This window comes from Lewinella sp. LCG006, assembly GCF_040784935.1.
In the GTDB taxonomy this organism is placed as follows: Bacteria; Bacteroidota; Bacteroidia; order Chitinophagales; family Saprospiraceae; genus Lewinella.
Genome location: NZ_CP160680.1, coordinates 593,011 through 610,997, shown reverse-complemented (window position 1 = coordinate 610,997; position 17,987 = coordinate 593,011). Strand labels below are relative to the sequence as shown.

The 17,987-nt window shown below is 47.8% G+C and carries 11 protein-coding genes; 5 read left to right on the top strand and 6 right to left on the bottom strand.

Annotated features, from left to right (window positions below; translation table 11 throughout):
• Positions 1–442: 442 nt before the first annotated feature.
• From mltG to AB0L18_RS02095, 3 genes are all read right to left on the bottom strand, one after another.
• Positions 443–1,486, bottom strand: a complete 1,044-nt coding sequence (mltG, locus tag AB0L18_RS02105) for an endolytic transglycosylase MltG (protein WP_367390935.1) — start codon at positions 1,484–1,486, stop codon at positions 443–445.
• Between the two features lie 366 nt (positions 1,487–1,852).
• A complete protein-coding gene (locus AB0L18_RS02100; protein ID WP_367390934.1) occupies positions 1,853–3,226 on the bottom strand; it encodes an HlyD family secretion protein in 1,374 nt (457 codons plus the stop codon).
• 28 nt (positions 3,227–3,254) lie between these two features.
• On the bottom strand, positions 3,255–4,688 hold the full coding sequence (locus tag AB0L18_RS02095) for a TolC family protein (RefSeq protein WP_367390933.1): 1,434 nt from the start codon (positions 4,686–4,688) through the stop codon (positions 3,255–3,257).
• A 293-nt stretch (positions 4,689–4,981) separates the two neighbouring features.
• Between AB0L18_RS02095 and AB0L18_RS02090 the strand changes: the two genes are divergently transcribed.
• A complete protein-coding gene (locus tag AB0L18_RS02090) occupies positions 4,982–7,393 on the top strand; it encodes a DUF3536 domain-containing protein (RefSeq protein ID WP_367390932.1) in 2,412 nt (803 codons plus the stop codon).
• A gap of 7 nt (positions 7,394–7,400) precedes the next feature.
• Here AB0L18_RS02090 and AB0L18_RS02085 read toward each other — a convergent pair whose 3' ends face one another.
• The 3 genes from AB0L18_RS02085 to AB0L18_RS02075 form a co-directional block, all read right to left on the bottom strand.
• The gene (locus AB0L18_RS02085; protein ID WP_367390931.1) at positions 7,401–8,513 is read right to left on the bottom strand and encodes a DUF3524 domain-containing protein; all 1,113 of its coding nucleotides are present in this window, start codon (positions 8,511–8,513) and stop codon (positions 7,401–7,403) included.
• A 25-nt stretch (positions 8,514–8,538) separates the two neighbouring features.
• A complete protein-coding gene (locus AB0L18_RS02080; RefSeq protein ID WP_367390930.1) occupies positions 8,539–9,222 on the bottom strand; it encodes a beta/gamma crystallin-related protein in 684 nt (227 codons plus the stop codon).
• Positions 9,223–10,340: 1,118 nt separating this feature from the next.
• Entirely contained in the window at positions 10,341–11,327 is a 987-nt protein-coding gene (locus AB0L18_RS02075; protein ID WP_367390929.1) for a hypothetical protein, read from the bottom strand.
• A 210-nt stretch (positions 11,328–11,537) separates the two neighbouring features.
• Between AB0L18_RS02075 and AB0L18_RS02070 the strand changes: the two genes are divergently transcribed.
• The 4 genes from AB0L18_RS02070 to AB0L18_RS02055 all read left to right on the top strand — a co-directional run bounded on the left by AB0L18_RS02070 (position 11,538) and on the right by AB0L18_RS02055 (position 17,952).
• On the top strand, positions 11,538–12,104 hold the full coding sequence (locus AB0L18_RS02070; protein WP_367390928.1) for an RNA polymerase sigma factor: 567 nt from the start codon (positions 11,538–11,540) through the stop codon (positions 12,102–12,104).
• 47 nt (positions 12,105–12,151) lie between these two features.
• Entirely contained in the window at positions 12,152–13,141 is a 990-nt protein-coding gene (locus tag AB0L18_RS02065) for a FecR family protein (protein ID WP_367390927.1), read from the top strand.
• A 166-nt stretch (positions 13,142–13,307) separates the two neighbouring features.
• On the top strand, positions 13,308–15,929 hold the full coding sequence (locus AB0L18_RS02060; RefSeq protein ID WP_367390926.1) for a carboxypeptidase-like regulatory domain-containing protein: 2,622 nt from the start codon (positions 13,308–13,310) through the stop codon (positions 15,927–15,929).
• A 352-nt stretch (positions 15,930–16,281) separates the two neighbouring features.
• On the top strand, positions 16,282–17,952 hold the full coding sequence (locus AB0L18_RS02055) for a hypothetical protein (RefSeq protein ID WP_367390925.1): 1,671 nt from the start codon (positions 16,282–16,284) through the stop codon (positions 17,950–17,952).
• Positions 17,953–17,987: the final 35 nt, after the last annotated feature.

Here is a 17,987-nt window from a genome sequence, read left to right as displayed (position 1 = left end):
GTGCTGTTGCACCTACGTCGCCACCACCACTACCACTGATTTATGATTAACCATTTCGGCAAGGTTGATACTACATGGTCTCCAGTTGGAAACACCCACAAACCAAAAGTTGCTCATGCCTAAACAATAACCTATCCTCCCCTCGGGGAGGTGTCCGCCAGGACGGTGGGGGAGAGCTTGATACAGCAACAATTACAGCTTCGCAAAACATCGGGGAGGTGTCCGCGAGGACAGAGGGGGAGAACCATCTCCACCAGCGAATCCCTGCTCGACGTAAGTTGCACCTAAGTCGCTATAAAATCAATGCTGTTTGCATGATCTGTTCTGCGTACGTTACACCTACGTCGCTGTAAACCGCCGCTGCGGTAGCTAAAATCCTTAGGTGCCCTTATATACCTTATATGGTTCAAATCCCTGTTCGTCGTACGTTGCACCTACGTCACTACCGCTGCTTCGCCAACCACCGCTGGTAAGCCGCCTTCCCCTGGGCAAAACCCGCAGCGGTGGAGTAGAAATGGTGCGACCCATCATTGGCATCCACATTGAGTACGTAGTACAGGTTATCCGTTTGGGCAGGCTTTAGCGCCGCTTCGAAAGCTGATTTGCTGGCGGAGCTGATGGGGCCGGGAGGTAAGCCGTATACCTTGCGGGTATTGTAAGGATGGTCTACCTCGACATCGCTTTTGTGGATGATACCATCCCAGCGGCCGAGCAACTTGGCAATGTAAACGTTCGTTGCATCTATCCCCAGCGGGATGCCTTGTTCCAATCTGTTGTAAATGACAGAAGCCACCAGGGGGCGTTCCGCATCTACTTTGGACTCGTTCTCAATGAGGCTGGCAATGATGACGATTTCGCGCTTGGTGCGGCCTATACTTTGGGCTAGATCATCCCATTCGGGTTGCCAGACGGCTTTGAATTGCTGTACCATCTTCGTGATAACCGCTTTGGGGGGCGTACCCAATTCAAACTCATAGGTGGTAGGGTAGAGGTAGCCTTCCAGGTTTTTGGCTTGAGGATCAATCTCCTGGATGAGACTCACATCGTCCATCATAGCCAGCACCTCCTGCTCGGTGACAGGTGGTTCTGTAGGGAACTGAGCAGCTACGCGTTTGGCAATCTCAAAACGGGTCCAACCCTCCGGAATGGTAAGGGATTTGGTGCGTTTTTTGCCGTCTTTCAATAAATCAAGCGCATCTAATGGACTGATCGGCGAGGGGAAAAGGTAATCTCCAGCTTCCAGTTTTGCATCTGGCTTAAAGAATTTCAGGTAGATTTTGGTAGCGGTAGGTTCCTGGATAACGCCATAATAGCCCAAGACTTCGATTATACTGCTGGAAGCCGAACCCTGCTCGATAGTGATGTACTCCTCTGCACTATTGTGGGTTACGGGCGTATGCAAAGCATTGTACAGCCAATAGGCAACACCACCGGCAGCTAAAGCCGCAAACAAGAAAAGCACCAGGAGTAGGTGGGCAAATTTCATTTTAAAATGTGTTTAGTCAGCAGTTCTCACTTTGACTTTTGCCGCAGAGGCACTGAGAAACGGAGGTTTTTATTGAAAAATACGACCTGTCTTCGTACTGCTTGCAGCCAATCGTTTTACAAAGTTAAAGCTGCTGCAAATTTACCAAAAGGGAAGAGGATTCCTAAAAAAAGCAGCTTCAACCGTAAACGATCAAAGCTGCTTTTTCTTGCGGGGATAGCGTTTTTTGAGAATACGATAGTGAGCAAATTATCCGCAACCTGAATACTCAGACCTCATGGGTATTGTAAATCTAGATGTATTTGGTGCAGCGTCGAATCTGAGTTCATCTAAATCCCTATACCCTATACTCAGTACCTAATACCGTTATTTCTTCTCATTCCCACTCTCATAATACTCCTCCTCCGTCACCAGGTTAATAATGGTCCCCTGTTTCAGCTCTCGCGCAACTGCGGCGTATGGTCCGGTAACCACCTGCGTACCTGCCGAAATGCCTTTCCGGATTTGGATGAATTCATCATCTTGCAAGCCCGTTTCTACTTCTACCATAATAACGGAATCTCCCTCAATTAAAAAGACGACCTCAAGCAAATCATCCTGAGAAGGATCGTCGGATTTATCATCGTCGTCTCGCTCTCGGGTGGTTACGGCCTGGATAGGTACAGCAATCGCTCCTTCTTCCCGACGGGTATAGATATCTACCGAAGCAGACATTCCCGGACGGAAAGGGTAAGGCTTGTTGGGAGAGATCAGATCCTGGTAAGAGGAAGGATCAATCCGGATACGCACCTCAAAGTTGGTGACCTGGTCGCTGGTCAGGTTGTTTTCCGCAAGGGCGGCAGTCGTCGAAGAGCTAGCCACCTGGTAGACCGTACCTTTGAACTTGCGATCTACGTAGGCATCTACTTCTACATCAACGGTGTTGCCGACACTTACCCGGGGGATGTCATTTTCACTCACCTCTACCCTTACTTCCATGGCGTCGAGGTTGGCAATGCGCATCATTTCGGTACCCGTCATTTGGATGGTTCCCACGACGCGTTCTCCCTGTTCTACATTCAGCATTGAGACAACGCCATCTACTGGTGCGTAAATGGTGGTGCGGCGCAGACTGGTCCGCAATTCTTCCAGGGTAGCTTCCGAACTTTTGACGTTGAATCCAGCAGCGGTTGCTGCCTGTTCTGCTGAACGCTGGTTGGCCTGGGCCGAAGCGAGGTTGGCCTCCAGGGATTTCATATTGGATAACGAAGCCTGAAAGTCAGCTTCAGCAATCACTCCCTCCTTGTAGAGTCCTTCGTTGCGGGTGTGGATTTCACGGGCGTTCTGCAGTTGCGCTTCAATCTGCTTGACCTGTGCCTTCGACGCTTCGATTTGAGAGCGGGAATTGGCCTGGCTAGCCATGGCGCTATTGACCGTTGCTACCCCTCGCTGAACTTGCGATTGGTAAGTATCGGGGTCGATTTTTGCCAACAACTGCCCTGCGGTAACAGAGTCGCCTTCTTCCACCAGGAGTTCTACAATTTCTCCCGAAACATCAGAGCTGATTTTGACTTCCGTCTGAGGGAAAATTTTACCGCTGGCAGAGACCGTTTCCTGAATGTTTCGGGAGGTCGTTTCTTCGGTAAATACCTTGGTGCCTTCAGGTTCGCGATTAGCAAACGTCAGTGCGCTTACAACAATAATCGCAACAACTAGCAGGCCAATATATAGCCAGCGGCGATTCTTCTTAGGAGTGGACATGGAGTGGTTTTTTGTTTTCTGAATTTTTTTATAAAGGTTGCCCCATATAGAACTCAACAACTTTGAGGTTGAAGAGCAGTTGGTATTTGGCACGGGTCAGCTCTCTGCGGGCAACATCAAGATTGTCAACAGCATTGTTGAATTCGAAGGTGTTTATGGCACCAACGTCAAAGCGTCTTTGAGCATCGTTGTAAGCGGCTTCTGCGGCGTTTTGGGAGCGTTGAGCTGCCAGGTAGCCGTTGCGTGCCGCCCTGAAGCCGGTGATGGCCGATTGTACGTCGGTTTTTAGCTGGTCGGTTACTTGCCTTGCCGTGAGTTCGGCACTGATCACATTCAGGCGGGCTCGTTCCCGGTTGATGTTGTTACGGTGGTTGTTGTAGATCGGAACACTCAGACTCAAGCCGGCCGATTGTCCAAAGTTCTGGTTCAGCTGATCTGTGAAGCTTTGGTTGGGGAAAGTAATGCCCTCCGTGCTGAAGAAGACCACATCAATGGTGTTGCCATCTATTTCTACGGGAATGGGGTCATTGGGTACCAACATGGCGTTGTCGGTGTTCGGATTGTTGAAGTCGCGGGCTACACTAGAGTAGTTGGTGTTTAGATTGCCAAATAAATTGAGGGTCGGTAAGTTACCAGAGCGTGCTACCTTTTCACCTATCTTACTGCTTTCCAGGCGCGCCTGAGCTGCGGCAACACCAGGTTGAGCTTGCAATGCAGTGCGATACACTTCCTCCAGGGTGAAGGTTCTCACCAGTGCCTGATCTTCAATGTTTGCTTCGGGTTTTTCCAAAACCAAGTCCGCCGCTGGATCGAGCTGTAACAGTTGCTTGAGGTTTAAATAACCAATATCGACCGCATTTTGCGCTTCAATAATGGATTGTTCGTTGCGGGCTATCTGGGCCTCTAAATCCAGTCGTGCATTGGGTGCTAATTGTCCTACTTCGACCAAACGCGCCGTACGGGCGAGTTGCTGGTTGGACAAGGAGAGTTGGGTTTGTGCATTGGCAAGTTGCTCTTCACTCAGAAGAATGTTGAGGTAAGCTGTGGAGACATTTAAAGCAACGGTCTGTCGCGTATTTTCTCCCTCCAGTTTTATGGCTTGCAAATCGTAATGTGATTGCTGTACTTCGCTATTGATGCGGTTGCCATCAAAAAGAATTACACCAGCATTGATACCATAACTATTGAATCCAATACGGGTATTGTTAAAGGTGTTGGTCGTGGGGTCAATAGTACGACCAAATTGGAAACCAGCACTGGCGGAGCCGTTCACAGTAGGTAAACGGTTGAATTGGCTTTGTTTTTGGCTTAACTCCGCATTGCGGGTGTTAAGCTGAGCCTGTTGAACAGTGAGGTTGTTTTCCCAAGCGTGTTTTACGCAAGTTTCTAAACTCCATGTTTCTTGTGCGTTCATTACTTGCACGAAACTACAGAAAGAAAGTAAGATAATGAGTCGGGTCATAAGACAAGGTTTTTCGCAGCTGCTCCCCAGAGAAATAACTAAGGGCAAGCACCCCGGGATAAAAAAATATTCCGAGTAAAATATACTGTTGCTACAAAATGCATTTAAACATACTACAAGCCGTAATAGCGGCGGTAAAAAATTCTATGAAAATCACTTAATCTTGGATGAAAATCAGACTAGCACCTTATTTTGGCCACAATATCTACTTTCGTTGTTGGGAATGCTCTTCGGAGATGCCTGTTCGTAAAAGGATAGTTTTGTTGTAAACTACCGTTCAATTCAACCACGTGATGAATAAATCAAAAAAATACGCTTGTATTCATGGTCATTTTTACCAACCTCCGCGCGAAAATGCCTGGTTGGAAGTTTTGGAAACGCAAGATAGCGCTGCCCCGTATCACGACTGGAACGAGCGGATAAATTTTGAGTGCTATGCGCCTAATGCTCGGGCGCGAATCATTGATGACAAAGGTTATATCAATAAAATTGTTAATAACTACGCGCGGATCAGCTTCAATTTTGGTCCTACCCTTCTTTCGTGGATGGAACAAGCTGACCCCGATACTTACGCAGCAATTTTAGCAGCAGACCGGCAATCGCGCGAGTATTTTAATGGTCACGGATCGGCAATAGCCCAGGTTTATAGTCACCTTATTATGCCGCTAGCTAATGAGCGTGACAAATACACCCAAGTGGCCTGGGGTTTGCGAGATTTTGAAAAACGCTTCGGGCGTAAATCCGAAGGAATTTGGCTGGCAGAAACGGCGGTGGATCTGGCTACTCTGGAGGTATTGGCTGATTTTGATGTGAAATTTACGATTCTGGCTCCGCGCCAGGCCAAGGCAGTACGTGCCAAAGCAGCGGATGAATGGATCAACCTTGATCATGCCACTGTTGATCCCCGTAGACCTTATCGGGTAGCCCTGAAGAGTGGTCGGAGTATGACGGTCTTTTTCTACGATGGCCACGTCTCACAAGGTGTAGCTTTTGAAGGATTACTAAACAATGGCCCCCGTTTTGCGGAGCGTATCATCAGTACACTCGATGGCAATGACGAAGTACAATTGGCCCACATTGCTACCGATGGTGAAAGCTATGGGCATCACCATAAAAAAGGAGAGATGGCGCTGGCCGATTGTCTGCGCTATCTGGAAGCACACCCTTCTGTGACGCTCACCAATTACGCGGCCTTTCTTGCAACCAACCCCCCTCATTGGGAAGCTGAAATTTACGATAACTCTTCCTGGAGTTGTGTGCACGGCGTAGAGCGCTGGCGCAGCAATTGTGGCTGTAACAGTGGTGGCCGACCTGGATGGACACAAGCCTGGCGAGCTCCCTTGCGTGAGACGCTCGACTGGTTGCGCGACTTGCTGGTGCCGCTGTACGAACGGGAAGCAGGTAAGCTGTTGGCTGATCCCTGGGCTGCTCGTAATGATTATATTGAGATCATTATGGATCGTGAAGAGAAGACTTGGAAAGCCTTCTTGCTCAAACATACGACCCGTGCATTGCTCGAAGACGAAGAGATTCAACTGAGAAGGTTGTTGGAAATGCAGCGGCAGGCCATCTTGATGTATACCAGTTGTGGCTGGTTTTTTGACGAAATCAGTGGACTGGAAACCAATCAGATTTTACAGTATGCCAACCGGGCGATTTATTACGCTAAACAAGTAGGTGACCTCGATTTGCACGCAGAATTTGTTGCGCGCCTGGCAGAAGCTCCCAGTAATGTTTATGAAAATGGTGCGGTGAGTTACCAGAAATTTGTGGAACCTGCACGCGTGAACCTGGAACGGGTGGGCATGCACTTTGCTACGGCCTCGATCTTCGAAAAGTTTCCGGAGAAAATGACCTTGTTCAATTACACTACGGAAAGCGAGGTGTTGGAAAAACTGGTGGCTGGTGAGCAGAGCCTGGTTCTCGGTCGGGTAACCATTCGGTCGCGAATTACGCGCTCAAGAAAGCATTTTAGCTTTGCCGCATTGCATCTGGGCAAGCAGAATATCATCGGTAACCTCAGCACCCAGATGCCCAGGAAAGATTTTGATAAGATGGTAGAGGACACGGTAGAGGCTTTCCGGACCCCGGATTTAGGCAAGGTGATTGCGGTTATGCAGAGTTACATAGATTCTGAAAAGTTCAGTATTTGGCACCTGTTTAGGGATGAGAAAAGGAAGGTGCTAAAAGAAATTACGGACCGTAGCCTAAAAGCCATTGAGCTTGACTTTAGAGACATCTACAACAGCAACTACCAGCTGATGACCAGTATGCTCAACAGTGATATTCCGCTTCCGGGGGCTTATAAAACGGCCATAAAATACGTGCTCAATGAAGATTTAGAAGCCTTCTTCCGCCAAGAGGAGTTGGATCGTCGACACTTACGTCACCTCGTGGAGGAATTCCAGAAATGGGATGTTGCCGTCGTTCATGCTTCAGAAGTAAGCTTGTTGGCTGCCAACCGCCTGTATCAGGAGCAAAAAGCACTTCGGCCCGAGCTGAAATATTACGATCAGCTGCGGGCTTTGGTGAAAATCTACGAGCAAATTCACGCCCTCAAGTTGAATGTTAATCTTTGGCGCAGCCAGGATCTATTCTACGCCCGCCAGGAAGTAATGACCAAAGGTCTGGAGGTTGCCAACGATGCTGATTGGCAACGACAACTCAGTCGATTAGGCGAGTTTTTAAAGGTGGCGAAGTTGTAAATAGGTACTAGTTTCCTGATTTGACAACACTTTCCATCTTTTGATCGTAAACGGAAGCCAGCTGTTGCCAATCGTAGTGGGCCACCCATTTGCGGAAGATGTCATGTTGGGTAAAGGCTTTGGAAGGAAGAATAAGTTGCTGTAGTTTTTCAAAAAGCTCCTCCTCCGTTTCGTAGAGATGTTGTGCGTGGAAATCGTGAGGAATATGCTCGGGATAAGCAAGCCGATTAGGAAGTAGCGGGTAGACGCCGTGATACATGGCCTCGACGATGCTGCCGCCAAAAAAATCCTGCTTGCTGGTAACGGGCAAGATGGTCGCTTTTTGTAGCCAATGGGTATATTCTCCTTTGTCCTTGGCAAAGCCCCAGTGGATGATTTCGTCCTTCAACACTTCTCGGGCGTGAGCAAAAACAGGCGGTGCTTTAGCGTATCGCTCGCCTAAGACAATCAACTGAAACTTGAGCCCATCCAGTTTTAACTGCTCGCAGATTCGAAAGAAGGCATCGGGGTGTTTGTCGTATTCCCAGCGATGATTCCATAGCAATATAGGAGTATTGCCTTTTGAGAGCTTGTTCTCCTTTTCTGAGAGTAGATCCATCCCGAGATAAAGTACCTGAGATTTTGCTGCAAGCTGGTCGACCGTAGCGAGCCCTTGATAATCGGGGAAAGCCTGGAGGTAGTTGGGTAATGCGCTGAGAAAACTTTGTTGGTGATAATGAGAATTGAATAGCACAGTATCCGCAGCGAGGGCGGAGGTGTAATTGAGCCAGCCATAGTGACGATCTCTTTGCAACGGTACATCTTCATCCGTGGGAGACCAAGGATAAGTAAGCTGGTTTTCGTGAAAATAGACCGCTACGGGTAAGTTGGCCGTCCTCTTGCGCGTCAACGCCAGAAAGGTGGCCGTATCAAGCATGTCTGTAGTCAGCAATAAGTCGGGTTGCTCTGTTTGCGCCAGAAATGCTTGTGCCAACTGTACGGCAGCACCGTGCATTCGCCATTTCCAGTGGCGCCCCGGTAGGGTAAAGAGCCGAACTGTATGCTGACTGTGCCGGGCATAACCTTCGGCCCACCGTTGGTGGCTGCCACTGAAAAAGGGTGCGAAGAGGTGGATGATCATGTGGACAAAATACGGGGTTTTTAATTTAACGCCGAACCACCCGGATGGAACTTACCCGGTCGTTCCAGAAATCTTCGCTGGTATAGGGGCTCCAACTGTGCTCAAGTACGACGGAGCGGCCCCGATAATAGGCATCTTCATAAAGGATGACGGCGTAGCCCCGAGGGACGTAGATAGAGCTGATGCGATCGTTCCAGAAATCATCGGAATAGATCGCCGACCATTCACCAGTGATGGTAAAGGACGCTCCGCCGAAGCTGTGGTGCTCAAAGGCCGTGATGGTAGGCGCCGGAAGGTAGCCACAGTTGGCGTTGCAAGCAGGACCACAGATATGAGAGGGTGGTGGCCCCTGGTGGTAGTGGCCTCTTGGATGGGCAATAGGTACGAGCCTGATGGAAGAAATACGATTATACCAATAGCGGTCTTGACGGCTGGACCACTGGCCCCGAACGACGATGTAATCGCCCCGGAAACCGCCATGCTCAAACAAGTGCGCTTCGTAGCCACGGGGGACGATGAGGGAATTGATGGCGTCGTTCCAGTAATCGTGTGGGGAGTTCACGGACCAATCAGCGTGGATGTTTATTCGCTCGCCCTGAAAATCGGAGCGGTGAAAGGCTTTGATCGGTGGCCCATAGCTGGCGGCGCTGAGCATAGCGGAAAACAGCACACCAAGGAGCGTTGAAAGAAATAGGATTTGTATTTTCATAAACAGTAGTGTTAAGTGATGCGGAAATAGAGCATCTGTTGTATGCCGAAAGATGCGGGCTAATCCTCTACTCACCCTATGCCGGTTATTGGTTTAACTACAATTTAAGATACCCTAAGAAAATCTTAAAAAAACCTTGAGGCGTTAAGAAGAACTTAAAATGAGATTTTTTTTCAAGAAAGTAGCGTCGTTAGAAAAAAGAATTTATAAAGTTGTATATAATTGATTTTAAGTAATTTATAGTTTTATGAATGTGCTTAGAATGTCGAATAAAAATCGAAATATGGTTTCCCTGGCGGCTTACTTGCTCCTACATTTGTAGCGTATTCAGAAGGAAACAACCTAAACAATACAGGCGGCATAAAAGAATGCGGCTTTTATTTGAAACCCCAGAAAGACTTAATCTGTCCTTAAGACTCACTTAGTTTGGTGGGCGGTGATGCACGCATTGTCGCCCTCACTTTGAGAAGTTATTAGGAACTAAAACCCCATTAACACCTGTTTTTTGAGTTGGACGTATGGTCCCAAAGTATACACCTAAAGCCAGATCAGTGGATGAGCTGATCTCCTTTAACCCTATGAGTTGCTTTGTAAAGCACTTGAGGAAACACACACTGTTCATTAGGGCACTCCCCGGCCGATCTTCGGAAAGGTCGGGGGAGCACTAATAAGAAAAAGAAATTGAGAAGGAAATCTGAATACACACGCATACCAATGGCGGCATGCAATCCAATTTTTGAACGGAATGCCTGACATTTCGGGCCGGTCGAGCGCTTATCCCCTATGATTAGAGGCGTGTCGATCAGTCCGGGCTGAAAAGTCCGACCCGCAAGGGTGTTTTTATTATCTTCAGAAGGGCAATTGGAGATAAGTAGATAGTTGCTATTATTCCGGGCCGGGCAGCGATTAAGTTCGCTGTCCGGTTCCTTTATTTTAAAAAAAATCCCCCAAGGATGTTTGCCTTCGTTGATGAAGACACATCCTTGAGGGAAAGTTATATTGGTCGCTTAGTGTTCTTTGTAGCGATGAAGACCTGTGCTATGGCAAGGTAAAAGAGGTAAAAATCCCTCTATCCTCTACCCAAAGTGGCGGTATCAACATCACGTACATCTCTACTTTTAGTGGCAATCACGGCGCAGTTGGCGCAATTCCATGCGAGAATTTACTTCCTGCGTAGTACCATCTTCGGTGAAGGTGACAGTAATAGGGAAGACGATGCTGGGGCGCTCGGTAGCACCTGGGTTGGCTTCTGCCCATTCCATGATAGCAGTGAGGGCTTCTTCACGGTTGTTGACTTCAACGGTCGTGCCATCAGGAAAACCTATAGTTACCGGAAAGTTGACGGTGAAGCAAGGTTCGCCGTGGCCATCACCAACAGGGCCGCCACAAGTTTCGCGCAAATCGGCACGGTCTTCATCGCTGCTAATGGTAAGGATAGTGCCATCTTGCAATTCTACATCATAAGGATAGGCTAGTGTAGGGCGCTCTTCGGCATCGGGGTTGTTGATCCGCCATTCACGGATCGCAGCTGCGAGTTCCTGACGGTCGGCAACGGTAAGTGCTGTTCCGTCGGGGAACGCTACCGTAAGCGGGAATACAATGTTGAAGCAGTGGTTTAGGCCACCAAATTGGCCATGGCTACCGCCGCGCGGGCGATTAGGGCGGTTGGGATCAAATCCACAATCTTCAAGGATGATTTCCAAGTCGTCGCGCGACTCAATGGTCAGAATAGAACCATCTTCCAGTTGGACATCATAAGGAAATACCAGTTCTGGGCGGAACCCGCGTAATGGACGGAAGGGGCGGTTGTTTTGTGGTGGATTAGCTTCGATGTAAGCTGCAATTGCTTCCCGAAGTTCTTCACGACTGGCCACGGTTACTTCAGTCTCGTCGGGAAATAAAACCGTTACCGGGTAAACAAGGCTGAAGCAAGCACCACATCCCATTTCGCCGGATTCTTCCATGATGGTCAGGGCCTGGATGGTCACTTCTTCGGTGGTCAGGGTTTCATCGTCTTGGGTAGTACTTTTTTCACAAGCTGTAAAGAAGAGCAAGGAAGGTAGTAGGAGCAATAATGGGAAAAACCATTTTTTTTGAATTTGCATTTTCTTTTGTTTTTTGGATGAAAATTATGCTTTTCATCCCTATAAGACCGCAGGGTGGAAAAGTGTACTCATGCTTTTTTGATTTTTTTTGATTTTTTTTCACGAATGATTGAAATGCTGCCCTGAAGCGGGTCATTTGCAGACAAATGTGTAGTTTTAGCCCATTACAGAAGTTAAACCTGATACTTATTTTATTGTCTATTTGCACCGATGACCAATGATCAACAATTGTGGCGGGCCCTAAAAGCTGGGGATAAAAAAGCTTTGGCAGCGATCTATCAGCAAGAGGTAGATGCCCTGTTTAAGTATGGTTGCCAGATAACCGCGGATCAGGCTTTGGTGGAAGATAGTATTCAGGACCTGTTTATTGAGTTGTGGAAAAACAGCGCTACGCTCGGGGATACAGATGCTATCCGGCAATACTTATTGGTGGCGCTGCGGCGCAAAATTATCCGGCACCTAAAGCAAGGAGAAAACCGGACAGCGCGCCATTTGAAGGTTGTGGATGTAAATGCCCATACAGCAGCGGCAGACGAGGTATTGCTGGAAGCTGAGGAAACAGTAACCCAACAGCAAACAGTGGGTAAGGCCCTGAGTTTGTTGAGTGAGCGGCAGCGAGAAATCTTATACCTCCGGTATTTTGAGGAAATGGACTATCAGCATATTGCCACCGTTTTGGGTATCAATTACCAGTCAGTACGCAATACCGCTTCCGCGGGGATGAAGGCACTGCGTCAATTATTGGGCCTCTTGTTGATTTTTTTCCTTTATAAATAAGTACAAAACGATTCACTGCTGCCTTATAAAGGTAGAAGGTACAAGATATGAAGCAAGATTACTTAACATATACACCAGAAGACCTCGCCCAGGAAGACGCATTTCTTCAGTGGGTTCGCGGCGCAGCCTCTGCTAATGCCCCAGCATGGAAGGCGTGGCTGGCTGCTCATCCGGACCAGTTGGAGAAGGTGGAAACCGCTCGAGCACTGGTCGCTTCGGTGCAATGGGAGGTGCCTTCACTAGGTGAGGAGCGTAAGAAAAACCTTTGGAACGCGATCGATGCCGCTACAACTGAAGCACAAATTGAGCAGCTACCCCAGCGACGTCGTACCATGTGGATATTGGCGGCAGCTGCAAGCATAGCACTATTAATAGCCGCAGGTTGGTGGTGGACCAACGCCACCGTAGCGACACCAGTAATAGCAAGTACTGCACGTAAAGAAATCTCAAAAAAAATACTGCCAGATGGATCGGTGATAAGCATGAATGCAGTTTCGAACATGACTTACACCCCTGCCAACTGGAAAAAAGAAAGAACCATCCTACTGGAAGGGGAAGCCTTCTTTGAAGTAAAGAAAGGTAGCCCCTTTATTGTAAAAACCTCATTGGGGCAGGTAGAAGTATTGGGTACCAGCTTTAATGTAGAAGCACGCGAAGGAATCTTTCGTGTAAACTGCTACACTGGTAAAGTGAAAGTCACCACCAGCACCGGAGAAACGACTATTCTGACTCCTCAGGAGGGGGTGTTCCTGCAAGACGGTAAATTACAAGCACGCCCAATTAGCAACCGCAATGATATTGCTTGGCAAGATCAAATTCATTACTTCGATAATGTACCTTTGGCTGAGGTCTTTGCCGCGCTAGAACGCCAGTACGCCATTGATGTGCAGTATCCAGCGGAGATTGCAAAACGCCAGTACGCAGGCTTTTTCAAGAGCAATGACCTCGAACAAGCACTGCAAACCGTATGCTGGCCGTTGAATTTGCAATTTTCAGTGACTGGTCAGCAAGTGACGATCAGTGCCAATGGCCAATAACGCTTAATTAATGCCTGACTTATTGATAACTCAGAAGAGCTTTCGACGATCACCGAAGGTGATCAAAGAAGAAATACCTCTGCGTCCCTGTGCCCTTGCCTGCAAGGCCAGCTTGCTGGCAGGCAGGTCTACGCGACCTATGTTTGTTTCATTACTCCCGCTTTTTTTGCTAATATTCAGTGCTTTACCCCTGCTAGCACAGCAGCGGGTGACGGAAAATTTTTCTGCTACACCATTAGAGGAGGTGTTTCAAGTGTTTGGGGATAAATACGGTTTGCTTCTGGCTTTTGATCCGGCTATTGTACGGGGCAAGAGCGTCAGTATTCACTTGCAAGAAGAGGAAGTCGTGCGTTCTTTTTATCAGATCTTGGCGCAATCCGGTTTGGAATACCTTACCATTAGCGAGGGGCAGATTTTGATCCGACCTAAAGTGGTTTCCGAGCTTGCGCCAGCACTTACTTACTACCAGCTAAACGGTCATATCAAGGACGAAACCACTGGCGAACCACTGGCATACGCTACTGTTTTTAGTCCTCAACTGAACAAAGGAACGGTCACAGACGAAGCGGGTAATTTTCGCTTTTCTTGTCCTGACACCATCAAGGGAGATCTTTGGTTGGAAGCCCGCTATTTGGGTTATAAACCACAACAATTAAAGGTAGGAAAAGCTACCCAGGCCGTATTTACCTTAGCTGCTTTGCCCCAGTCAATTGGGGCCGTTATCATCGTCACTGATGAGGCGGCCACCCTGGGGTTGGCCCCGGGGGAACAGGCGATGGTCATTCGGCCGAACGACAAACTCCCTAGCTTGGGTGGAGCTACCGATGTTTTGCGCAATTTACAGCTCTTGCCAGGCGTAGCGGCTTTCAATGATGGCTCCGCGGCTTTGCAAGTTCGGGGTGGCAATGCCGAAGAAAACCTCCTCCTCTGGGATGGGATGTTGCTTTACGGCGTTGATCATTTTTTCGGCGCCTTTAGTGCCGTCAACGGAGCTTTGGTGAGTTCGGTAAAGTTGTATAAAAACACTTACCCCATCAGCTACGGTGGGCGTACCTCTTCGGTGGTAGTGATGGATTCGTACCCGATGACGACAGCACATCACGCTACTCAAATAGAGTTGAGTAGTTTGCTTGCGAATGCCAGTACGCGATTGAAGCTGACCAACAACATGGAACTACAAATTGGCGGTCGATCAAGCCTCAATAACCTGGCGAAGAACGATCTTTTTGGCGTTTTGAACCAGGAGGTTGATTTAGGAAATGGCAATCTTCTGGACTTGATTGAGGAATCCCGTCAGATACAAGTGCAGCCGGCCTACCGTTTTTATGATGCCAATGTGAAATGGGCGTGGCAAGCCAGCGAAAAAACGTACTTTGATTTTAATGCTTACCGTAGTGAAGATCACTATGATTATGATTATGACCTTGCTTTTCGAACCCGCAACCAAGGGCGTTTGATTACAAATACAACCCGTTTTCGGGAAAATAGCGACTGGGCTAACGCCGCTTACAGCTTTCGCTGGCAACAAGTATGGAGTGAGTCGTGGCGTAGTGAATTGACCCTGGGCTACTCCTCTTTCAGCATTGCTGAAATTACGAGTACAGAGCTTATCCGTGAACAACTGAATGGAGACTTTTTGTTTTTGATCAACGAAAATACCAGGAACAACGATTTGGAAGGTTGGCGTTTTAATTGGAGCCACGATTACCAACTTGATGATCAGCAAAAAATAGCATTTGGGCTACAGGGGAGCCAGGAAGCAGTAAGCCTACAGATTGCTGCAAATAATACGGCTACCTTATTAGCTAATGATGGTCGTGAAGATCAGCTGGGCTTATTTGCCTCCTATCAATGGGAAAAGACAAAGTGGCTTCTGGAAGCGGGGCTACATGCCACCTATTACAGTGCGACGGCAGCAGTGTACCCCTCACCACGTTTCCAGTTTGGCTACCAGGCTAATGATGCTTGGCGACTAAAAGGTGCTGTAAATCATTACTACCAATTTTTGCGAAGGTATTACCACGAAAACCGCTATGGTCGCAACTTCGAAATTTGGACATTGGCCGATGGGGAGCAATTTCCGGTGGGGAACAGTACACAAGGAATGTTGGGTTTTACGTTTCGCAAGGGTGATTTTTTGCTAGACGCTGAAGCATATTATAAACACAGCAACGGAGTACTTGAGCACACCACTGTGCTGAATGAGTTCAGCGGGCCAGGGGGCGTGGCCAATGGCAATGCCTTTTACCAGGTTTCTCAAGGCACAGGCAAAGTGGTAGGTTTAGACCTGCTGATCAGCCAACGCTGGAGCCATTACAGTACCTGGCTGGCATATACGCTGAGTCGTTCGCGGCGCACCTTCAACGAGTTGTTTCGGGGAGCTTCCTACGCTGCCCAGGATGATCGCCCCCACCAGCTACAATGGGTCAATGAATACGAATACCAGCGCTGGTCGCTGAGCGGGGTCTATATTTTTGCCAGTGGACGCCCGTATCTGGATCTCGCTGTTTCCGACTTAGCCAACGACCGCAGAGAGCGCAATGTGAGTAGCCTGCGGCGGATACCTGCTTACCATAGGGTGGATGTATCAGCTCGCTATACCTATCCTATGGAGAAAGGTGAAGTGTATGGAAGCCTTGGGGTCTTCAATTTGCTGGATCGCGCAAACACCCTTTATCGGCAGCGCATCTATTCCCTACCAGAAGAAAATAATCGAAACGTCCTATTGGGCAATGAGCTACAGCTGTTGGGGCGGACGGTGAGTGTGGCGGTGGGGGTGAAGTTTTGAGTGTTTTTCTTTGTTTAGGATATGGGATTTTATTTTATTAAATATTTGATAGATAGTGTTTTGTGGTGTTGTTTTGTTTTTTAGGAACTCAAAGAAATATTCAATTTTGGTTTCCCTTCTGCGAATTCCTCCTTTATCTTTACGTTATCATCAGCTATTCTAATTTTAGCTATATACAACCTGTTAAAGTGAAAATTGCTACAGTACCATCCGACAGGCATATTTATGACTACCGTCGTTGTCAGGATACTATAGCTTTAATATACTAAATTACTGTAATTTAGTATATTAGCTAAGGGTTACACTTTCAATGCAATCGAAACACCTCCGTAATACCAAAAACTCAGCAACTATGAAAACCTGTAAGCACCTCCTCCTGGCCTTAAGCCTCTTTTTCTTTTTTAGCATATCCCTTTCCGCACAGCTGCTCGAAGCAGTCGATTACACCCCGGCTCCCGGCGATTCGACGGTCTTTAATATCGAGCTACCGGCGCTGGTTTCCAAGACAAAATTCAATGCTACCCCAGCCTTCTACAAGCACCTCTTCATTTTTGGAGACGGTAATTTCCTGTTTGGCGAAAGCCAGGAGAAAGAGAGTTTTAAGCACCTTTATGGGCCGGCTGCTTCTACGCAGGTGCAGAATTATTTTGCGCGGGCTTATTCTAATGGTGCTTACAGTGATCCAGAAGAGCCACCACTTACGGGGACTGGGCCAATCATACCTCCTGCTTCCGGTTCTATCACCAATAAAACAGTCGTAGATTCTAACCGTTATCTAAAAATACTTCGTAATGTACAGGTGAAACCCGGTGATCCCTTTGTTTCTATCCTTTCCGTAAAAAACCCTAGTGATGCACCTTTTAGTGGACAACTCTTCTTCTTGTATAATGGTCAACTACGTACGGTATCAAAAACAGAAGTAACCAAGTTACCGGAGTTCAGTGATTTTAAAATTCGGGAAAATATGTTCCATCGCCCGGATGTGGGGAGCACCACTACTTTCCATTATTCAAAATTAGGGCCAGTAAATACAGCGTACAAAGGCTTACTGTTGGCGGAGATTTTCAACCTGGCTCCCGGAGAAGAAGTACACTATTTCGTGGATATGGAAGGAAATGAAGCGATGATGGATGTATTTGACGCAACAGTAAAAGCGGAAATGGACTTTGCCGTAGCACTGGGTACCTTCTCGGATGACAATGGTTATCCTGTTTTGACGCCGGAAAGTTTACAGCAAGAGTTGTCTAATTTGGGACTCAGTACTTTTGTGGGTGGACTGGCCCAAGGTATTCTTCCAGACAGCGTCCGGCTTTATACACAAAACGGAGATAGTACCGTGACCAGTAGTGACCTCTTCTCGCCTCAGAGCGGAGCATCCATAATATTGGATTATTATACCTCTACCGCCAGCCTCGTCAAATCACACGACCCCAACTTTATGATCATGGAAGCCTGTGCGTGCCCCGCAAAAAGTGATCGGTACCAGATTTTTACCACGGTACAGTGTGAGAATACCGGCTTCGGCGAAACCAGTAATATCTACATGGATATTAAGTTACCAGCTGGGGTCAGTGCAGATGACATTGTGGTTACGCCCGTTAAGTACCATCCCTATGGTGGCCCTGCGGATCAGATTTCTATGATTAAATTGAGTGATGACAGTATCCGTTGGGAATTGCTCAATTTTGGTATCGAAGGAACACCACTACATGGCGTGGGTGACCCTCGTACTTTTGCAAATGTGCAGTTTCACATGTACAGCAGTATTGAGCCGGCCTTGCTCGATTCTATTTATGCCTGCATTCGCTTTGATAATTTGAGTAACGATCCTGTGTGTACGGTTCCCGTTGCGGTAAGCATGATAACAGCGGATACTCAAGGAGGAGCGGTTTTGCAGTGTACTGTAGGAGATTGTGCCGATGACCCCAATCCCCCCGCTTGGCCTTGGTGGATTTGGTTGTTACTGATTCTACTGGCTATTCTAATCATCATTTGGTTAATCCGGCGAAATCAATCGGTGTAACGAAACGAGTCGAAATTTTTTCTTTTTTTACTAAA